Below are 17,570 nucleotides of genomic sequence, written 5' to 3' on the forward strand. Positions count from 1 at the left end.
GCCCCCGGGGCGGCTGGCAGACTGGTCGCATGGCGACCCTGCTCCTCGACTCCGCGCGGCTGGAGGTCGTCCTGTCGGGGACCGAGCGAGCGCTTTCATTCCACAAAGGGAATGTGGAGATCGAGCGGTCGGCGATCGCGAAGGTGCAGCTCACCGACGACCCGTTCACGTGGCTGCGCGGAGTGGCGAGCCCCGGCACCCACGTTCGCGGCGTCATCGCGATGGGCACCTGGCGATCCACCGGCGCCGACGACTTCGCCATCATCCGTCGCCGCCGGCCGGGTGTCGTGATCGACCTCGACGGGCATCCCGAGTACCAGCGCGTCATCCTCACGACCCGCCACGGCCTCGCGCTCGTGCAGGCGCTCCAGCTCGACGTCGACGAGGAGCCGACGGATGTCGTCGAGATCGTGACGGCGTCGATCCCGACCGTGCCGGCGGTGCCCCGCGGGCGCAAGGCATCCGCCCCCGCCCCCGCGGTCTGATCCGGATCCCTCCGCACGGCGGCGTCAGACGACGTCGCGCCGCCACGTCGTCAGATACCCCAGCACGAGGAACACCACGGCGTAGCCCAGCAGCACGACGCCTCCGACCCACCACTCGAGCGCGGACTCCACGGCCCCCCCGGGCGTCGCGCCCGCGAAGAGGCTCGCCCCCACGAGGGTGTCGCTCGCCGCTCCCGGCAGGTAGCGCGTGACGTCGGCGAGCCCCTCGACGAAAGCGGCCCCCGCCCGCACGACCGGCTCGAGGAACTGCGTGAAGACCAGCACCCCGACGATCGCTCCGACCTGGTTGCGGATCAGCGCGCCGACGCCGATGCCCACGAGCACCCAGAGCACGTACGCCAGGATCATCCGGCCGAACAGCGCCCAGGCATCCGGGGTGGTGATCTCGGTGTCCAGCCCGAAGCCCGCGAGGAATCCGGCCGCCGGTCCGACCGATGCGACCACGCCGATGATGCCGTAGATGACACCGAGGAGCACGCCGACGACGATCTTGGCGACGAGGGCGACACCGCGCCGCGGTGTCGCGAGGAACGTGGGGGTGAGCGTCTTGTGACGGAACTCGGCCGTCACCATGAGTGTGCCGATCAGCAGCGGGAAGACGTAGCCCACGGACGTCGCGGTGCTGTAGAGCGTCGCCGAGAGTCCCTCGGCGGGGAGCTGCGGACCGCCGTCGGCGCCGATGGCCCCGGTGGCGGATGCTGCGAAGATCCAGCCGAGGATGGAGGCGGTGAATCCCACGTAGGCGACGAGGATGATCGCGAGGATCCACCACATCGCCGTCGTGAACTGCTTCGTGGTCTCCGACTTGGTCGCCGTCGCCAGACTCATCGGTGGTCACCTCCCTCTCGGTGATCGGCATCTCGGTCGGCGTGATCGTGGTCGTGATCCTGCGGGTCGGAGGGATCGCCTTCGCGCCACGGCTGGTCTTCGCGCCACGGCTCCCCTTCGGTCGTCTCGGGTTCGTGGGAGGAAGCGGCTTCCTCGGCCGCCAGGCGCGCGGCCTCTTCGCGGTCGAACGTCGAGAAGAAGCGGTCGGCTTCGAGATCGGCCTCCGTCTTCACGTACTGCTCCCACGGCCGGTCGCCGTCGGCGGTCTCGTCGACGTCCGGCGACGCACCCTCCTCGGCGCCCTCGTCGACGACCTCGACGGAGTCCGTCGACACGGTCTCGCCGGAGGAGCCGACGGCGAAGGCCGCACCGGACGGCGCGTCTGCGGGCGTGTCGTCGTCGTCGGCGGAGGACGACGGGACGACGTCGATGATCCCGGTGCTCGCGACCACGAAGGCGGCGGGAGCGGCGTCGGGGACCTCTGCCGAGTCCTCGGGCGCAGCTGCGTGGGCCGCCTCGTCGAGCGGCGAGTCCGCGGGGTCGGCGTCGACCGTCGCGACGACGTCTTCCCCGGCGGAGGCGTCGTCGGCGATCGCGACATCGTCCGCGATCACGACGTCTTCGGCGAGGAGCGACTGCGCCGCCTCGTCCTCCGAGATCTCGTCGGGCGCTCCGTCCTCGGCCGGATCCGCGACCGCGCCGGTCCCGGTCGTGTCATCCGCGCTGTCGTCCAGGGCGGCCGGGGATGCCGCGATCGCGACCGGCGCCGCATCCGGGGACTCCTCCGCGCCCGCCACCGCGCCGGACGCGCTCGCGTGCACCCGCGCTCCGTTGACGAGATCGAGGAACACCTCTTCGAGCGCCGGGCCGCGCCGTTGCAGCAGGGTCAGCGCGACGCCCGAGGCCGCCGCGGCCGCGCCGACCGTCGCGGGGTCGACTCCTCGCACGACGAGTCCGGAGCGCAGGACCTCGCTCGGCACGTCGGCGGCGCGCAGCGCGGCGGCCAGCGCCCCGCGATCCGATGCGTCGACGACGGTCGTGTATTCGGAGGGGTCGGTCAGTTCGTCCAGGCCGCCCTGGAAGACGAGCCGTCCGCGCGAGATGATCACGAGCGAGTCGACGGTCTGCTGCACCTCGGTGAGCAGGTGCGACGAGACGAGGACCGTCCGCCCCTGGCGGGCGAGTTCGCGGAGGAGGCCGCGCATCCACTTGATGCCCTCGGGATCCAATCCGTTGGCCGGCTCGTCGAGGACGAGCACGCCCGGATCGCCCAGCAGGGCGTAGGCGAGCCCCAGGCGCTGGCGCATGCCGAGCGAGTAGCCGCCGACCTTGCGGCCTCCGACGTCGGCCAGACCCACCATGGCGAGCGTCTCATCGACGCGGACGTCGGGCAGGCCCGCCGCGTGGGCGTACACCTTCAGATGGTTCGCGCCGGTGCGGCCCGGGTGGAAGCTGGAGGCCTCGAGCACCGCTCCCACCGAGCGCAGCGGGTCCTTCAGTCGGGCGTAGGGAACCCCGCCGATGGTCGCCGACCCGCTGGTCGGCCGCACGAGACCCAGGAGCATCCGCAGCGTCGTGGTCTTGCCGGCCCCGTTCGGGCCGAGGAATCCCGTCACGCGCCCGGGTTCGACGCGCGCCGTGAATCCGTCGACGGCCGTCACCGCTCCGAAGCGCTTCGTGACACCGGAGAATTCCAGCACCTGTCCTTCGGGCATGCCGAACCCTCTCGTCGTCGTGAGCTGTTCCCCTTATCTTTGCGGAAAGTTCCCGCCCGTGCTGACCGGCGTCGCCACCGCGTGGCGACCCCGCCCTCAGAACCCCCCGGTAGCCTTGCCGTCGTGAGTGAACCCGCAGGCACCCCCGAGCCCCGCGTCCTCGTCCGCACGTCCGGCGGCGTCGGACATCTGACGCTCAACCGGCCGCGCGCGATCAACGCGCTCGACCTCGAGATGATCGACGCGCTCGCCGCGGCGCTGGATGCCTGGGAGCACGACACCGACGTCGACGTCGTCCTCCTCGACGGCGCCGGCGACCGGGGACTGTGCGCCGGCGGCGACGTCCGCGGGCTCTACACGCAGATCGTCGCGGGCGACCCCGAGGCGACGGGGGTGTTCTTCCGCGCCGAGTACGCCCTCAACGCCCGGATCGCGGACTACCCGAAGCCGGTCGTCGTCTTCGCCGACGGCATCACGATGGGCGGCGGCATCGGACTCGCCGGTCACGCGGCGATCCGCCTCGTGACCGAGCGGTCGTCCCTCGCGATGCCCGAGACGCGCATCGGGTTCACCCCCGACGTGGGCGGCACGTGGCTGCTCGCACACGCACCCGGGCGCCTCGGTGAGTACCTCGCCCTCACCGGCGGGACGATGGATGCCGCGGATGCGATCGCCTGCGGATTCGCCGACCACCTCGTCCCGTCGGAGAACCTCGCGGGCGTGCGCGAGGCGCTGGAGACCCGCGCCGACCCCGCGAGCCCGACCGAGCTCGTGCTGCTGTTCGACGAGACGCCGGGCGCATCGACGCTGATGGCCCAGCGCCCGTGGATCGACGACGCCTTCGCGGCCGACACGGTCGCCGAGATCGTCGAGCGTCTGCGCGCCCGGCCGGAGCCCGAGGCATCCGCTGCCGCGGACACGCTCGAGGAGCTCTCGCCGACCGGTCTCGCCGTGACGCTCGCGGCGGTGCGGCGCGCGCGCGAGCTCCCCGACCTGCGCGCGGCGCTGGAGCAGGAGTACGGGCTGGTCCTGTGGTTCGCCCTGACCCAGCCCGATCTGGTCGAGGGCATCCGCGCCCAGCTGGTCGACAAGGACCGCTCGCCGCGCTGGCAGCCGGCCACGATCGCCGAACTGGCCCCGGATGCCGCGGCGACCGCGCTCGCGTACGCCCCCTCGATCCCGTTGTGGAGCGCTCCGGAATGACCGCGCGCACGACGAGGCGCTGGTCGATCGGCATCGCCGTCGACTGGTTCTTCTTCGTGTTCGCCGGCCTCGCCGCGGTCTGGCTCGCCTACCTCAGCTTCACCGAGGCGTTCACGGTCGGGTGGTGGGGCATCGCCGCCGCCGTCGTCTTCTGGGTGCTGCTCGCCTACCTCGTGCTCCCGCGGCTGCACCGCATCCTCACGACGATCTACGTGCCGAACTACTTCATCGGCCGCACGCGCACCAGCGACGGCCTTCTCGGCGATCCCGTCAACCTCGCGCTGATGGGGGACGGCGATCGGATCGAGGCCGCCCTGCGCTCTGCCGGGTGGACCAAGGCCGACCCCGTGACCCTGGGCTCGTCGTGGAAGATCATCGTGTCGACACTGACGCGCCGCAGCTACGACGAAGCGCCCGTGAGCCCGCTCTTCCTGTTCTCGCGCCAGCAGGACTTCGCGTACCAGCAGGAGGTGGACGGCAATCCGTCGCAGCGCCACCACGTGCGGTTCTGGAAATGCCCGGACGACTGGCTGCTCCCGGGCGGGCGACGCGTCGACTGGCTCGCCGCGGGCACGTTCGACACCTCCGTCGGGCTGTCGCTGTTCACCCTGCAGGTGACGCACAAGATCGACGCCGACACCGATGTCGAGCGCGACCACATCGTGAGCTCGCTGACGGCGGCCGATCCGCGCATCACCGTCGACGTGATCCCCGACTTCGCCACCGGGTACCACGCGCGCAACGGCGGGGGCGACAGCATCCGCACCGACGGCGATCTGCCGATCGTGGACGTGCGGGGGGTGAGCGCATGACCCGCGAGCCCGCCAAGAGGTCGGCCTACGAGCCCGTCGAGCAGCTCCTGGCGCGCACGGGATACGACCCCGACATGAAGCGCCCGCTCACGATCACAGCCGGGGTGCTCCTCGTGGTGCTCCGTGTGCTGGCCGGCGTCTACGTCATCATCGACTTCGGGCTCAACTGGGACTCCGTCATCCGCGACGCGAGCATCGAGATCGACGGCGTCGCGTGGTCGCCGGAGGCCTTGCGCGATTCGTTCGTCGCGTTCGCCGTGATCCTCGGAGCAGCCCTGCTGATCGACGCGGTCATGGCCCTGCTCGTGTACCGCGGTGTCAACTGGGCGCGCGTACTCGTCATGACGGTGTCCGTCGTGTCGATCTCCTCGTCGTTCGCGGCGTGGTGGGTGCAGGGGGAGCGGATCCACCTCGACGGCACGTTCCTCACTCTGGCGCTCGACATCCTCGTCCTGCTCGCCCTCTCCAGCCGCAGTGCGGCGGCGTACGCCCGCCGGAAAGAGAAGCGCTGACGCATGTTCGACAGTCCCCTCTCCGCCTCCGCGTACGACGTGCTCGGCGTCGACGCCACCGTGGACGACGAGGAGCTCCGACGCTCCTACCGCCTCCGCCTCCGCCAGACGCACCCCGACACCGGAGGCGACGCCGCCGTGTTCATCCAGGTGCAGCGCGCGTGGGAGCTCGTGGGCACCCCGGAGGCGCGCGCCGCCTACGACCGGGGGCACGGGTTCGGGTCGACGGCTGCCCCCGAGTACGCACCGGATGCCCCGTCCTGGCGGCCGCCCGGACGCCCGGTCGACACGCGTCCCCGCGCGCGGTCGCACGGTCAGCCCGGAGGCTGGCGTCGCGAGCGCTACCTGGAGCTCATCCGGGAATGGGCGGGCCGTGGCGTGACCGTCGAGAATCCCTACGACCCGGCGCTGGTGCGATCGGCGCCCGTGGCCGTGCGCCGACTCCTCGCCGACGCGCTCGCCGAGGAGGAGACCGCGCGCACCGTGGCCGACCTCGGCATCGGGTACACCGTGTGGCACGACGTCGCCGCCGGGGGACGCGGCGATGGACCTGATGTCAAGCTCGACCACATCGTGCTCGGACCGAGCGGCCTCTACGGCATCCTGTCGGAGGACTTCGGCGGACCCGTGCGCGTGCGCCGCGGCGACCTCATCGGAGACGGCGTGGCCGATCCGCCGATCGCCGGCCTGCTGGCCCGCATCCGGACGGTCGCGCGCGCGGCGGGAGTGCGCTTCGGGGGCGCGATCGTCGTGCTTCCCGACGAAGACCTGCAGCAGCCCATCGAGGAGCTCGGCAAGGTGCGGGGCCTGCCGGTCGCCGTCGTGTCGCGCTCCGCGCTGTCGGGCGTGCTGCGCCGCGGCGTCGCGGGATCGCGGTCGATCGGCGGCAACGAGGTCTTCGACGTGCGCACCCGGCTGCAGCAGACCGTCCGCTTCGTCTGAGCGCCGGCCCAGGCGGTCTCCGCCGACTCAGCCCGCGAGGCCGAAGAGGTCGAGCGGGTGCGTCAGCCGCCACCACGCGTCGGGGGGCTCGATGTCGCCGTCGAGCCGCAGCGCGACCGACGTCGATCCGAACGGGCCGGTGGCGGTGAGGGTGCCGACCTGATCGCCCTGAGCCCGGCTGTCGCCCAGCGAGTACTCGGTCTCGAGCGTCGCGGCGCCGCCGTTCCACAGGATGACCGGAGCGGCGTCCGCCGTCACGACGTCGGCCCGCGCGCCCCACTTCGTCTCCACGACACCGGCCGTCGTTCCGGCCGCGACCGTCGTCGTGGGCTGGAGTTCGGCCTCGAGCTGCGCGAAGAGGGCGCGCGTGGCCGCGGAGCGCGCTTCCGGGTCGGGCTGCGAGAGCACGGATGCCGTGAGACGGATCGTGACGTCGCCCACGACGATGTCTTTCGCCGAGAGCAGGTTGAACCGGTCGAGGGCGCCCGTCTTGATGCCGAGCACGCCAGGGTCGGCGAGGAGGTCGTTCGTGTTGGTCACCAGACCTGCGCCGGGGAGCTCGACCGACGGGGTGCGCACGATCTCGGCGATGACGGGGTTCGCGAGGGCCTTCGTCGCCAGGATCAGCAGCGCCTCGTTCGTGGCGACGTTGTCCGTGTCGAAGCCGGTCGGCTCGACGACCGTGATGCCCGGTACGCCGTGCGAGGCGAGCCACTCGTTCGCAGCGCGCGCGAACACGGCGTCGGACGGCCAGAGGTTGCTCGCGAGGCGGTCGGCGTAGTTGTTGGCCGAGCCGATCAGCATGCCCTGGAGCAGCTGGTACTGCGTCAGCGAGCCTCCCACGGGGACGTTCAGCGCGGACTCGCCGCGGTTGCGGTAGCCCTGGTACTGCGAGCGGTCGTTCGCGGTGAAGCGGTACTCCGGCCCGGTCTCGCCGACGGCGAGCGGCATCTCCTCGAGCACGAGGAGGGCCGTGACGACCTTCGTGATGCTCGCGATCTCCTGGGGCTCGGCGCTGCTGGACAGCGACCCGGAGATGCCCCGCACGGCGATGCCGGCACTGCCCTCGGCGGGCCACACCGGCGCGGCCGCGGGAGCGGCGACCGGCTCGACCTGCACGGCCGTGACCTCGGGGGCGACGGCGTGGAGCGGCCACAGGAGGGTCGTCGCCCCGTAGACGCCGAACAGCGCGAGGATCAGCAGGATCGGGATGATGACGCCCGGGCGGAAGGGCGACCGGCGCGGCGCGGAGGCCAGCAGATCGGCCGACGCGGGGGCCAGCGCGGAGCCGGTGGCGTCCGCCGTGAGCGCCGGGCGTGCGCCGGTGGCGACGACCGACTCGTCGACCCACGCGAAGGCGACCTTCGCGGGGGCGGGAGCCTTGCCCGCCGTGCCCGGCGTGGGCGAGGTGCGTGGCGGCAGCACCGAATGCGCATCCCGGTCGCGCGCCGCGGGGGCGACCACAGGGTCGGCCACGAGGATCGCGGTCGCGTCCGCGGCATCCGTCTGATCCGTCGCGCGCAGCGAGCGGCGCGTCGGCGGGGGGACGTCGGCGGGGGTCACCCGCCCAAAATACCCCGACTCGGCGTCTGTATACTCATCGGGTCACACACGGGAGTCCGGTGAGCCGGGCTGAGAGGAAGCGATCCACGCTTCGACCGTCGAACCTGATCTGGGTCATGCCAGCGCAGGGAGGAGAGATCGATGAGCATTTCCACGTCCCCATCCACCGATCGGACGACCACGGGCCGGTTCCGCTGGCGCGTCGTCGACATCGTCGTCGCCAGCGTCCTCGGCGTCGCCGCGGGTCTGATCTTCCTGCTCTGGAACATCGGGTACCTCGGGCCGAAGAGTCTGCTGGAGCCACTGCTGCCGGGACTGCAGGGTCTGCTCGACGGACCGTGGCTGTTCGCCGGCGTGCTCGGCGCACTCATCATCCGAAAGCCGGGCGCGGCGCTGTACACCGAGACGCTGGCGGCGGTCGTGTCGGCCCTCGTCGGCAACCAGTGGGGCGGCTTCCTCACCCTCGAGGCGGGCCTCGTGCAGGGACTCGGGGCGGAGGTCGTGTTCCTGATCTTCGCCTACCGCCTCTGGAACCTCCCCGTCGCGATCCTGGCGGGTGCGGGCGCCGCGCTGTTCGGCGGCGTCAACAACCTGATCCTCTGGTACGCCGGGGCCGATACGACGTTCACGGTCGTCTATCTGATCGCCACGATCGTGTCGGGTGCGGTGATCGCCGGCGCACTGTCGTGGGTGCTCGCGCGAGGGCTCGCCGCGACGGGAGCGCTCGACCGGTTCGCGTCCGGTCGCGAACGCCGCGTCCGCGTCTGACGTCGGTGACCGACGAGCCGCGTCGCGGTGCCGTCGAGGCCCGCGGGTGGGGCTGGCGGCACGCCTCGCGTCGTGCGTGGGCGCTGCGGGATGTCTCGTTCCGCATCGACCCGGGCGAGCGCGTGCTGCTGCTCGGCGCGTCCGGATCGGGCAAGTCCACCCTTCTGCACGGCCTGGCCGGTGTGCTCGGCGGTGACGAGGAGGGCGAGCAGACCGGCGAGCTCCGCGTCGACGGGGCGCCGGCGGCGGGTGCGCGCGGCCGGGCCGGACTCGTGCTGCAGGACCCCGATTCGCAGGTGATCCTGGCGCGCGTCGGAGACGACGCCGCCTTCGGCTGCGAGAACCTGGGCGTCCCGCGCGACGAGATCTGGCTTCGGGTGGGGGCGGCGCTGGACGCCGTCGGGCTCGATGTGCCGCTGGACCGCCCTACGAAGGCGCTGTCGGGCGGGCAGAAGCAGCGGCTCGCCCTGGCGGGCGCTCTGGCCATGCAGCCCGGCATCCTGCTGCTCGACGAGCCGACCGCGAACCTCGACCCGGCGGGCGTCGCCGAGGTCCGCGACGCGGTCGCCGCCCTCCTCGCGCATCGTGCGACCACGCTCGTCGTCGTCGAGCACCGCGTCGAGGTGTGGCTGCCGCTCGTCGACCGCGTGATCGTCCTCGGGGAGGGCGGCGTGATCGCCGACGGGTCACCGGATGCCGTTCTCGGCCGCGAGGGCCGAAGCCTCGCCGCGGCGGGGGTGTGGGTGCCCGGCATCCCGCCCGCGCTGCCGCCTCCGCCCGCGCGCGCCCCCGGAGCGCCCCTCCTCACGGCGCGCGGGCTCGCCGTCGCGCGCGTGCGCGGCGTCGCGGTCGCCGACGGGATCGACCTCGAGGTGCGCGCCGGCTCGGCGCTCGCGATCACCGGACCCAACGGAGCAGGCAAGTCGACGCTCGGCCTCACCGTCGCCGGGCTCCTCGCCCCCGCATCCGGTTCGCTCACCGCCTCGCCGGTGCTCGCCGCCGGCGCCACCGCCGAGCCGATCCGCTGGCGCTCGCGGGAGCTGCTGACCCGCATCGGCACGGTCTTCCAGGATCCCGAGCACCAGCTGCTCGCCACGACCGTGCGTGCGGAGCTGGAGGTCGGTCCACACGCCCTCGGCCTCGACCCGGCCGTCACGGGGCGGCGCGTCGACGAGCTCCTGGAGCGACTGCGGCTCACGCGTCTCGCGGAGGCCAATCCGTACACGCTGTCCGGCGGGGAGAAGCGGCGGCTCACGGTGGCCGCCGCACTCGCGACCGCGCCGCGCGTGCTCGTGCTGGACGAGCCCACCTTCGGCCAGGACGCCCGCACGTGGGCCGAGCTCGTCACCCTGCTGGCGCGGCTGCGCGATGGGACGGATGCCGAGGAGGGCTCGGCGATCGTCGCGATCACGCACGACCACGCCGTGATCGACGCGCTGCGCGCGGACCGCTACGAGCTGCGGGGCCCCTCGTGAGGCCGGGGTCTGCCGGGTCTGCCGGGTCTGAATGGAGGACATGGTGCGGACGGAGGATGCTTCTGCGGGCATCCGTCCTCCCTTCGCACCAGCGCCTCCGTTCGCACCCCCGCCGAATGCTCCCGAGGGTCGAGGCATCCGGATGACCCTGCTCGAGTCCCACGCCCGCGAAGGGGCGTTCGCACGCATCAACCCCGTCGCGAAGCTCGGTGCGAGTGCGCTCATCGCGCTGCCGCTCATCCTGACGCTCGATGTCGTGTCGGCCGCGGTCGCGCTGGCCCTCGAGCTGCTGCTGTTCCCGTTCGCGGGCATCGGATGGCGCGAGTTCTGGGTGCGCACGTGGCCCGTGTGGATCGCGGCCCCCCTGACCGCGCTGACGATCGCGCTGTACGGCGAGGCATCCGGCACCGTCTACGCGGAGTGGTTCGTCGTGCGCATCAGCGAAGGTTCGCTCGAGCTCGCGCTCGCGACGTTCTTCCGCGTGCTCGCGATCGCGCTCCCCTCGGTCGTCCTGTTCGTCACCGTCGACCCCACCGACCTCGCCGACGGGCTCGCCCAGATCCTCCGGCTCCCGGCGCGGTTCGTGCTCGGCGCCCTCGCCGGGCTGCGCATGGTCGGACTCTTCCTCGACGACTGGCGCGCCCTCGAACTCGCCCGACGGGCGCGCGGGGTGGCCGACCGCGGCCGCATCCGGCGCTTCCTGGGGATGGCCTTCGCGCTGCTGGTGCTCTCGATCCGTCGCGGATCGAAGCTCGCGACCGCGATGGAGGCGCGCGGATTCGGTGCTCCCGGCCGGCGCACGTGTGCGCGGGAGTCGACGTTCGGTAGACGCGAGTGGATGCTGCTCGCGCTCGGTGCGGCGATCTCCGCCGTGGCGGTGACGGCCGCCGTTCTCACCGGGTCGTGGAACTTCATCCTCGGACCCGGCTGAGCCCTCGCATCAGGTCGCGTTCCACAGCTCCCGGTAATAGGCCAGGCGCTCGTGGTCGGGCGCGACCCCGTAGGCCTCGAGGAGCGCGTCCTCCCATCCGGGCCCGTAGTTCCACTCCGTCGACATCGCCGCGACGGCGATGTCGCCCCACCGGTCGCCCGTGCCGAGCAGGCCCAGATCGACGTGCGCGAGCCAGCGCCCGTCGTCGCCCAGCAGGGTGTTGGGGCAGCAGGCATCCGCATGGCACACGACGAGGCGGTCGATCGGAGGTGCCGTGCGCAGGTCGTCGGGAACCCGGATGCCGCGCCCCGCGGCGTTCGCGATGCGGCGCTCCACGCTCCAGTCGAAGGCACAGTCCTCGACCGGGAGCGCATCGTGCAGGGCGCGCAGTCCTTCGCCGACCGCCCGCACGGCGACGGCGGGCGCGGCGATCCAGCGCGGATCGACGGCGGAGAGCCCGGGGAGCGCGGCGGTCACGAGCCATTCGTGGGTGTCGTCGGCGCCGGCCTCGAGAATGCGGGGCACGGTGAGCCATCCGCCCGCCCACCGCAGCCGCTCGGCCTCGCCGGCCATCGTCGACTCGGCGTTGCGGGGGCCGAACTTGAGGAAGCGGTCGTCGTCCGTGCGGAACGTCACGCCGCCGAGATCGTTGCGCCACACCGGGGTGAGGGCGGCGCCTCGCGCGAGGAGCGCGACCCGCGGATCGACGGGGAGCGGCTCGGACGGGATGGTCACGCCTCCATCCTGCCCGCGCGTGAGGCCGGCGGCGGCCCACGCGTGCACGGATGCGGAGACGGGGCGGGGCACGCCGGGCGGCGCGGGTGAGCGGCGGCGTGTCGGATGCCCGCTCCGCAGGCGTGCACGCGCGCGGCGAGCGCGCCTTCGGCCGCCCGCATGGTGGGATGGACCCGTGGACAGTGCGACGATCTCCCGACGGCAGGGCCCGCTGTCCGCCCTGGAGGGAACCGCGCCGGCGCTGGCGATCGGGGATGTCGCAGTGCGGCACGTGCGTCTGGATCCGACGGGGATCTCGCTGCACTTCGCCGACGCGCCCGGGGGCTTCGTCCCGTGGAGCGACACCCGCGAGATCGCGCTCGGTCTTCCGACGACGCTGTGGCCGCATCCGGCGATCGGCGACACGGTCTGGCCGACGATCGAAGGGCTCCTCAGCGGCGGCGCCGCCACCGAGTCGCTGTCCGAGACGCCGACCTTCCCGTTCCGCCTCACGACCGGGCAGTCCGACGTCGTGGAGTGGCCGCTGACCCCCCACTACCTCTCGGGCTACCGCCGCCGCGACGCCCGGGCGGCCACCCGGCTCGTCGACTACCTCGTCGCGCATCCCGACGCGCGCGTGCTCCTGGCTCAGCCCGTCGCACTCCTGGAGCGCATCACGGCCCTGCTGCGCACCGTGCCTCCGATCGGCCGCTAGACCGAGCGCTGCATGCCATCGCCCTCCGGCGCTAGCCTGGGGCGGATGCCGCGCCCCGGTCATCGCGGTGGAACTCGGTCCCGCGTATGCTGGCACGGGGTGCCGAGGCATCCGGACTTCGAAGGAGAATCCATGGATCTCACCGGTGCATCCGCGCTCGTCACCGGCGGCGCGAGCGGACTCGGACTCGCGACCGCTCGTCGCCTGGCCGCTGCCGGAGCCGCCGTCACCATCGTCGACCTGCCGTCGTCGCCCGGAGCCGACGTCGCCGCCGAGCTCGGGGGATCGTTCGCCCCCGCCGACGTCACCGACCCCGACGCGGTCGCCGCGGCCGTCGCGCAGGCGTCGCTCGCCGGCCCGCTGCGCGTCGTCGTCAACTGCGCCGGCATCGCGCCGCCCGCGAAGGTGCTCGACCGCGACGGCGCCCCGTCGTCGCTCGCCGCGTTCGAGAAGGTCGTGCGCGTCAACCTCGTCGGCACGTACAACGTGATCGGGCAGGCATCCGCGGCGATCGCGAAGACCGAGCCGACCGCCGGCGGAGACCGCGGCGTCATCGTCAACACGGCGTCGGTCGCGGCCTTCGACGGCCAGATCGGCCAGCCCGCCTACTCCGCCAGCAAGGGCGGCGTGCACGCCATGACGCTGCCGATCGCGCGCGAGCTCGCCCGCTTCGGCATCCGGGTCTGCACCATCGCCCCGGGCATCATGGAGACCCCCATGCTCGCGGGCCTGCCCGAAGCCGCACAGGCGTCGCTCGGCCAGCAGGTGCCCTACCCGCAGCGCCTCGGACGCCCCGACGAGTACGCGCGGATGGTCATGGCCATCGTCGACAACGAGTACCTCAACGGAGAGACGATCCGTCTCGACGGCGCCATCCGCATGGCGCCGAAGTAAGGAGAACCCTGTGTCCGAAACGATCCTCGTCACCGTCGAGGGCGGGCTCGCCCGCGTCACGTTCAACCGTCCGGCGTACCTCAACGCGATGGACTTCGAGATGGGCACGCGCTGGCGCGCGGTCGCCCACGAGCTGACGACGGATGCCTCGGTCGGCGCGATCATCCTCGACGCGGCGGGTCCGGCCTTCTGCGCGGGCGGCGACGTCATCGCGATGGGATCGTCGGGCGCCGGCGGCTCGGCCGTCACCGACATGGCCCACATCATCCACGACGGCATCCGCACGTTCGTGGAGTCCTCGATCCCCATCGTCGCCGCCGTCCAGGGCGCGGTGGCCGGCGGCGGTCTCGGGCTCATGCTCGCGGCCGACCTCATCGTGGCGTCGGAGAAGGCGAAGTTCGTCTCCAAGTACGCCAACATCGGCCTGACCCCCGACCTCGGCGTCTCGACGCTCCTCCCGGCCGCGATCGGCCAGCGCCGTGCTCTGCAGATGCTCCTGCAGGACGTCACGATCGACGCCGCGACCGCCCTCGACTGGGGCCTCGTGACCGAGGTCGTCGCTCCCGACGCGCTCGCCGCGCGCAGCGAGGAGATCGCGCGCTTCTGGCTCGACAACGCCACGGGGGCGTTCGGCCAGGCCAAGCGGCTCGTCCGCGTCGGTGCGCACCGTGCCTTCGCCGACAACTTCCACGACGAGGCGTCCACGATCGGCGCGCGCTTCGACACCCCCGAGGCGCAGGTGCGCGTGGCGGCGTTCGCCGCGGCATCCCGCAAGCAGTCCGCCCCGAAGGAGAACTCATGACGCTCGCAGGCAAGACCATCCTGATGTCGGGCGGCAGCCGCGGCATCGGCCTCGCCATCGCGCTGCGCGCCGCGCGCGACGGGGCGAACGTCGCGCTGCTGGCCAAGACCGACACGCCCCACCCGAAGCTCGAGGGCACCGTGCATTCGGCCGCCGAGCAGATCCGGGCGGCGGGCGGCAACGCGCTGCCGATCGTCGGCGATGTGCGCAGCGACGACGACATCACCGAGGCCGTGCTCAAGACGCAGGGAGAGTTCGGCGGCATCGACATCGTGGTCAACAACGCGTCGGTGATCGACCTGTCGCGCTCGCTCGACCTCGCCGCCAAGAAGTACGACCTCATGCAGGACGTCAACGTGCGCGGCACCTTCATGCTGAGCCGCGCGGCCGCGCCTATCCTGAAGGACGCCGAGAACCCCCACATCCTGTCGCTGTCGCCGCCCCTGAACCTCGATCCGCGGTGGCTGGGCGCCCACACGGCGTACACGATGGCGAAGTACGGCATGACGATGGCGACCCTCGGCATGGCGTCTGAGTTCGCGAAGCTCGGCATCGCCGCGAACACCCTGTGGCCGGCGACGACGATCGCGACCGCCGCGGTGCAGTTCGCGCTGGGCGGCGACGCGATGATGAAGGTGAGCCGCACGCCGGAGATCTACGCGGATGCCGCGTACGAGGTGTTCCTGAAGCCCGCCGACGCGTTCACCGGCCAGACGCTCATCGTCGAGGACGTGCTCGCGGGCGTCGGCATCACCGACTTCTCGGGCTACGCCGCCGTCCCCGGCACCCCCGACAGCGAGCTGTTCCCCGACATCTTCCTGTAGGCGCGAGCGCTCCGGTCAGCGCGAGGAGGCCGGGCTCAGACGAGCCCGAGCCCGCGGAACGCGTTCCACACGCCGTCGTCGGCGACGCTGGTCGTGACGCGGTCGGCGAGCGCCTTGAGCGCGGGCTCCGCGTTGCCCATCGCGATGCTCGTGCCGCAGACCTCGAACATCTCGATGTCGTTCCAGCTGTCGCCGATGCCCACGGCATCCGCCGCGTCGATGCCGAGCTGTGCGAGCACGATCTCGATCGCCGACCCCTTGTTGGTGCCGAGCAGGGCGATCTCGCCGTTCGATCCGCCCGGCAGGGGCATCGAGCCCGGCACGATGTGGAACTCATCGCCGAGCTCGGCGTCGAGCGTCTGCAGGCCCTCCTCCTCCGTGCTCACGAAGACGGCCTTGGCGATCTCGTCTCTCGGTGCGTCCGACACGTCGCGGTAGGTGCGGTTCGCGAGGCCCGACAGCGAGTCCTCCGCGCGTTCGATGCCCTCCGCGGCATCCTGTGCCTGGATGTGGCGCACGAAGTCGCGCACCATGGCCGTCATGCCCGCGGTGGCGAAGACCTCGTCGTCGGTCTGCAGGAAGTAGTGGATGCCGTGGGCCTCGAACGCCGCCACCAGACGCTCCACCGCCGCGGGCGGCATGAGCCGTGAGACCACGATGTCGTCACCCGTGCGGGCCGTCACTCCGCCGTTCGTGATGGCTCCGTCGAACCCGATGGCCTCGACCGACGGATGGATGTCGCCCCCCGCCCGTCCGGTGCACAGGTACACGAGCACCCCGTTCTCGCGGGCGGTGCGGATCGCGGCGACCGTCGAGGGCGCGACGAGCGCACCGTGTTCGAGGATCGTCCCGTCGACGTCGATGAAGGCGATGCGGGGGGTCGAGGGCGCGGGTGTCACGCCATCCATCCTCCCAGGCCCGGGGATGCTCAGTGTTCGTAGCCGGTGAACAGCAGCACGCCGCCGAGCCCGATCATCATGCCGCCGCCGGTGGCCGTGAGGCGTTCGATGCGCTTCGGGGACCGCGCGAACCACGAGCGTGCGGCCGCCGCGGCGAGCACCCAGATCGCGTCGGAGATGACCGCCAGGACGGCGAAGACCAGCCCGAGCTCCATCATCTGCAGGGGCACCGAGCCCGAGCCGAGATCGACGAACTGCGGGAGCACGGCCACGAAGAACGCGATGGTCTTCGGATTGGTGACGCCCACGACGAACCCCTGCGAGAGCTGACGCCCGTGCGAGCGGGGGAGCGTCGACGAGTCGACGGCGGCGGAGGCGTCTTTGCGGTGGCGGATCGCCTGGATGCCGAGGTACACCAGGTAGAGCGCGCCCACCACCTTCAGGGCCGTGAACAGCGGAACCGACTGCGCGATGATGCCGCCGACGCCGAGCGCGACGAGGCCCACGATCGGGATGAGGGCGAGGGAGACGCCGAGCACGCTGATGAGCCCGCCCGTGCGACCGAGAGCGAGCGTCCGGCCGACCGAGAACAGCACGGCGGGGCCGGGGATCACGATGAGCACGAGGGCGGCCAGCGTGAAGGCGAGGAGGTTGTCGATCGGGACCACGACGCAACGATAGACCCCCGGCGTCAGCCGGCGGGCTCGGTGCCGCTGAGCACCAGGACGTCGTCGTCGGGCGTCCACCAGAAGCCCAGGCTGTCGCCGGGATCGAGCCCGTCGGGACGATCGGCCGGCGCGATCGAGATGTAGGGCACGAGTGCCAGGATCCCCTCCTCGCGCCACTCCCCGTGCCGCTTGCAGTCATAGGCCGGGGCGCTCTCGGCGTGCACGGCGGCGACGCAGAGCCGTTCGCCCTCGGCGGTGACGACCGAGCCGATCCACAGATCGAAGCCGTAGTAGTCGCCGAGCGGCTCCGCCCAGCGCACGGTTCCGAGCCCGGGCAGCACGGGGATGGAGGTGAGGGGGATCGTGGTGGTGTCGGCGAACCCGCCGTCGAGGGCGATCGTGATGAGGCGCTCGTACCCGGGCCGCGAGGCGAAATCGATGCTCGGCGACGGTGTGGCGGATGCCTCCGGCTCCGCCGTGCCGCCGATCAGCGGTGCGACGACGAAGACGACGACCGCGAGAGCGACGGCGGCGAGCCCGGCGACGAGGGCGATGCGCGGGCCACGGCGTCCCTCGGCGCGCTCGGCCTCCGCGGGCTGAACGCTGCCGTCGCCCGTCGGCGGTCGACCGACGGGGGCAGCAGCGGCGGGCGCGTCCGCCCCGACCGCCGGCCCCCGCAGCTCGTCTTCGAGCGCCTGGAGGCGGGCGACGGCATCCGGATCGGAGAGGATGTCGGCAGCCGGTCCGTACGCGCGCTCGCGCAGAGCGTCGAGCTCGGTGCGGGAAGCGGGATCCATGC

At 72.4% G+C, this 17,570-nt stretch carries 19 protein-coding genes and 1 riboswitch; of the genes, 12 read left to right on the forward strand and 7 right to left on the reverse strand.

Annotated elements, in window-relative coordinates; genetic code table 11:
* The first annotated feature begins 29 nt into the window (after positions 1 to 29).
* A complete protein-coding gene (locus B0B14_RS12715) occupies positions 30 to 485 on the forward strand; it encodes a hypothetical protein (RefSeq protein WP_076682331.1) in 456 nt (151 codons plus the stop codon).
* Between the two features lie 24 nt (positions 486 to 509).
* Here B0B14_RS12715 and B0B14_RS12720 read toward each other — a convergent pair whose 3' ends face one another.
* Complete coding sequence (locus tag B0B14_RS12720; protein ID WP_076682333.1) at positions 510 to 1,334, reverse strand: ABC-2 transporter permease; 825 nt, start codon at positions 1,332 to 1,334, stop codon at positions 510 to 512.
* On the reverse strand, positions 1,331 to 3,049 hold the full coding sequence (locus B0B14_RS16235; RefSeq protein ID WP_083710582.1) for an ABC transporter ATP-binding protein: 1,719 nt from the start codon (positions 3,047 to 3,049) through the stop codon (positions 1,331 to 1,333). The genes B0B14_RS12720 and B0B14_RS16235 overlap by 4 nt, the downstream gene beginning before the upstream one ends.
* A 123-nt stretch (positions 3,050 to 3,172) precedes the next feature.
* Here B0B14_RS16235 and B0B14_RS12730 point away from each other — a divergent pair, with 123 nt between their 5' ends.
* Genes B0B14_RS12730 through B0B14_RS12745 form a run of 4 tightly spaced genes read left to right on the forward strand, consistent with a single transcriptional unit; the run spans position 3,173 to position 6,518 of the window.
* Positions 3,173 to 4,252, forward strand: coding sequence for an enoyl-CoA hydratase/isomerase family protein (locus tag B0B14_RS12730; protein WP_076682335.1), 1,080 nt, complete (start codon positions 3,173 to 3,175; stop codon positions 4,250 to 4,252).
* On the forward strand, positions 4,249 to 5,064 hold the full coding sequence (locus B0B14_RS12735; RefSeq protein ID WP_076682337.1) for an LssY C-terminal domain-containing protein: 816 nt from the start codon (positions 4,249 to 4,251) through the stop codon (positions 5,062 to 5,064). The genes B0B14_RS12730 and B0B14_RS12735 overlap by 4 nt, the downstream gene beginning before the upstream one ends.
* A complete protein-coding gene (locus tag B0B14_RS12740; protein WP_076682339.1) occupies positions 5,061 to 5,576 on the forward strand; it encodes a hypothetical protein in 516 nt (171 codons plus the stop codon). The genes B0B14_RS12735 and B0B14_RS12740 overlap by 4 nt, the downstream gene beginning before the upstream one ends.
* 3 nt (positions 5,577 to 5,579) lie before the next feature.
* Positions 5,580 to 6,518 (forward strand): J domain-containing protein, encoded by a 939-nt coding sequence (locus B0B14_RS12745; RefSeq protein WP_076682341.1) that lies wholly within the window; start codon positions 5,580 to 5,582, stop codon positions 6,516 to 6,518.
* Between the two features lie 27 nt (positions 6,519 to 6,545).
* Here B0B14_RS12745 and B0B14_RS12750 read toward each other — a convergent pair whose 3' ends face one another.
* Positions 6,546 to 8,081 (reverse strand): D-alanyl-D-alanine carboxypeptidase family protein, encoded by a 1,536-nt coding sequence (locus B0B14_RS12750; protein ID WP_076682343.1) that lies wholly within the window; start codon positions 8,079 to 8,081, stop codon positions 6,546 to 6,548.
* A 38-nt stretch (positions 8,082 to 8,119) separates the two neighbouring features.
* A riboswitch (TPP riboswitch) is annotated at positions 8,120 to 8,230 on the forward strand.
* On the opposite strand from B0B14_RS12750, the gene B0B14_RS12755 reads away from it, so the two are divergent.
* The 3 genes from B0B14_RS12755 to B0B14_RS12765 all read left to right on the forward strand — a co-directional run bounded on the left by B0B14_RS12755 (position 8,223) and on the right by B0B14_RS12765 (position 11,255).
* Positions 8,223 to 8,849 carry an ECF transporter S component gene (locus B0B14_RS12755; protein WP_076682345.1) on the forward strand — a complete coding sequence of 209 codons (627 nt, stop codon included), beginning with the start codon at positions 8,223 to 8,225 and terminating at the stop codon, positions 8,847 to 8,849. It overlaps the preceding riboswitch by 8 nt.
* Positions 8,846 to 10,324 (forward strand): ABC transporter ATP-binding protein, encoded by a 1,479-nt coding sequence (locus B0B14_RS12760; RefSeq protein ID WP_372236647.1) that lies wholly within the window; start codon positions 8,846 to 8,848, stop codon positions 10,322 to 10,324. Before B0B14_RS12755 ends, B0B14_RS12760 begins: the two co-directional genes overlap by 4 nt.
* Before the next feature lie 142 nt (positions 10,325 to 10,466).
* Positions 10,467 to 11,255, forward strand: a complete 789-nt coding sequence (locus B0B14_RS12765) for an energy-coupling factor transporter transmembrane component T family protein (RefSeq protein ID WP_076682347.1) — start codon at positions 10,467 to 10,469, stop codon at positions 11,253 to 11,255.
* 9 nt (positions 11,256 to 11,264) lie between these two features.
* On the opposite strand, the gene B0B14_RS12770 is transcribed toward B0B14_RS12765, so the two are convergent.
* The gene (locus B0B14_RS12770; protein WP_076682349.1) at positions 11,265 to 11,990 is read right to left on the reverse strand and encodes an aminoglycoside 3'-phosphotransferase; all 726 of its coding nucleotides are present in this window, start codon (positions 11,988 to 11,990) and stop codon (positions 11,265 to 11,267) included.
* Positions 11,991 to 12,165: 175 nt separating this feature from the next.
* Between B0B14_RS12770 and B0B14_RS12775 the strand changes: the two genes are divergently transcribed.
* The 4 genes from B0B14_RS12775 to B0B14_RS12790 all read left to right on the forward strand — a co-directional run bounded on the left by B0B14_RS12775 (position 12,166) and on the right by B0B14_RS12790 (position 15,204).
* Complete coding sequence (locus B0B14_RS12775; RefSeq protein WP_076682351.1) at positions 12,166 to 12,684, forward strand: hypothetical protein; 519 nt, start codon at positions 12,166 to 12,168, stop codon at positions 12,682 to 12,684.
* Positions 12,685 to 12,816: 132 nt separating this feature from the next.
* Positions 12,817 to 13,578, forward strand: a complete 762-nt coding sequence (locus tag B0B14_RS12780) for an SDR family NAD(P)-dependent oxidoreductase (protein ID WP_076682353.1) — start codon at positions 12,817 to 12,819, stop codon at positions 13,576 to 13,578.
* A gap of 10 nt (positions 13,579 to 13,588) precedes the next feature.
* Positions 13,589 to 14,380: an enoyl-CoA hydratase/isomerase family protein gene (locus B0B14_RS12785; protein ID WP_076682355.1), complete on the forward strand. Its 792-nt coding sequence runs from the start codon at positions 13,589 to 13,591 to the stop codon at positions 14,378 to 14,380.
* On the forward strand, positions 14,377 to 15,204 hold the full coding sequence (locus B0B14_RS12790; RefSeq protein WP_076682357.1) for an SDR family oxidoreductase: 828 nt from the start codon (positions 14,377 to 14,379) through the stop codon (positions 15,202 to 15,204). The genes B0B14_RS12785 and B0B14_RS12790 overlap by 4 nt, the downstream gene beginning before the upstream one ends.
* Before the next feature lie 35 nt (positions 15,205 to 15,239).
* On the opposite strand, the gene B0B14_RS12795 is transcribed toward B0B14_RS12790, so the two are convergent.
* Genes B0B14_RS12795 through B0B14_RS12805 form a run of 3 tightly spaced genes read right to left on the reverse strand, consistent with a single transcriptional unit; the run spans position 15,240 to position 17,568 of the window.
* A complete protein-coding gene (locus tag B0B14_RS12795) occupies positions 15,240 to 16,112 on the reverse strand; it encodes a Cof-type HAD-IIB family hydrolase (protein WP_076682359.1) in 873 nt (290 codons plus the stop codon).
* Positions 16,113 to 16,132: 20 nt separating this feature from the next.
* The gene (locus tag B0B14_RS12800) at positions 16,133 to 16,771 is read right to left on the reverse strand and encodes a LysE family translocator (RefSeq protein ID WP_076682361.1); all 639 of its coding nucleotides are present in this window, start codon (positions 16,769 to 16,771) and stop codon (positions 16,133 to 16,135) included.
* 23 nt (positions 16,772 to 16,794) lie between these two features.
* Positions 16,795 to 17,568, reverse strand: coding sequence for a hypothetical protein (locus B0B14_RS12805; RefSeq protein ID WP_076682363.1), 774 nt, complete (start codon positions 17,566 to 17,568; stop codon positions 16,795 to 16,797).
* Positions 17,569 to 17,570: the final 2 nt, after the last annotated feature.

It is taken from the genome of Microbacterium sp. RU33B, from assembly GCF_900155915.1.
GTDB lineage: Bacteria > Actinomycetota > Actinomycetes > Actinomycetales > Microbacteriaceae > Microbacterium.

What these genes read in the sequence shown, in the direction of transcription:
- B0B14_RS12715 (WP_076682331.1), top strand. Translation starts at nt 30, where the DNA reads ATGGCGACCCTGCTCCTCGACTCCGCGCGGCTGGAGGTCGTCCTGTCG.
- B0B14_RS12720 (WP_076682333.1), bottom strand. Translation starts at nt 1,334, where the DNA reads ATGAGTCTGGCGACGGCGACCAAGTCGGAGACCACGAAGCAGTTCACG.
- B0B14_RS16235 (WP_083710582.1), bottom strand. Translation starts at nt 3,049, where the DNA reads ATGCCCGAAGGACAGGTGCTGGAATTCTCCGGTGTCACGAAGCGCTTC.
- B0B14_RS12735 (WP_076682337.1), top strand. Translation starts at nt 4,249, where the DNA reads ATGACCGCGCGCACGACGAGGCGCTGGTCGATCGGCATCGCCGTCGAC.
- B0B14_RS12740 (WP_076682339.1), top strand. Translation starts at nt 5,061, where the DNA reads ATGACCCGCGAGCCCGCCAAGAGGTCGGCCTACGAGCCCGTCGAGCAG.
- B0B14_RS12745 (WP_076682341.1), top strand. Translation starts at nt 5,580, where the DNA reads ATGTTCGACAGTCCCCTCTCCGCCTCCGCGTACGACGTGCTCGGCGTC.
- B0B14_RS12755 (WP_076682345.1), top strand. Translation starts at nt 8,223, where the DNA reads ATGAGCATTTCCACGTCCCCATCCACCGATCGGACGACCACGGGCCGG.
- B0B14_RS12765 (WP_076682347.1), top strand. Translation starts at nt 10,467, where the DNA reads ATGACCCTGCTCGAGTCCCACGCCCGCGAAGGGGCGTTCGCACGCATC.
- B0B14_RS12780 (WP_076682353.1), top strand. Translation starts at nt 12,817, where the DNA reads ATGGATCTCACCGGTGCATCCGCGCTCGTCACCGGCGGCGCGAGCGGA.
- B0B14_RS12790 (WP_076682357.1), top strand. Translation starts at nt 14,377, where the DNA reads ATGACGCTCGCAGGCAAGACCATCCTGATGTCGGGCGGCAGCCGCGGC.
- B0B14_RS12795 (WP_076682359.1), bottom strand. Translation starts at nt 16,112, where the DNA reads ATGGATGGCGTGACACCCGCGCCCTCGACCCCCCGCATCGCCTTCATC.
- B0B14_RS12805 (WP_076682363.1), bottom strand. Translation starts at nt 17,568, where the DNA reads ATGGATCCCGCTTCCCGCACCGAGCTCGACGCTCTGCGCGAGCGCGCG.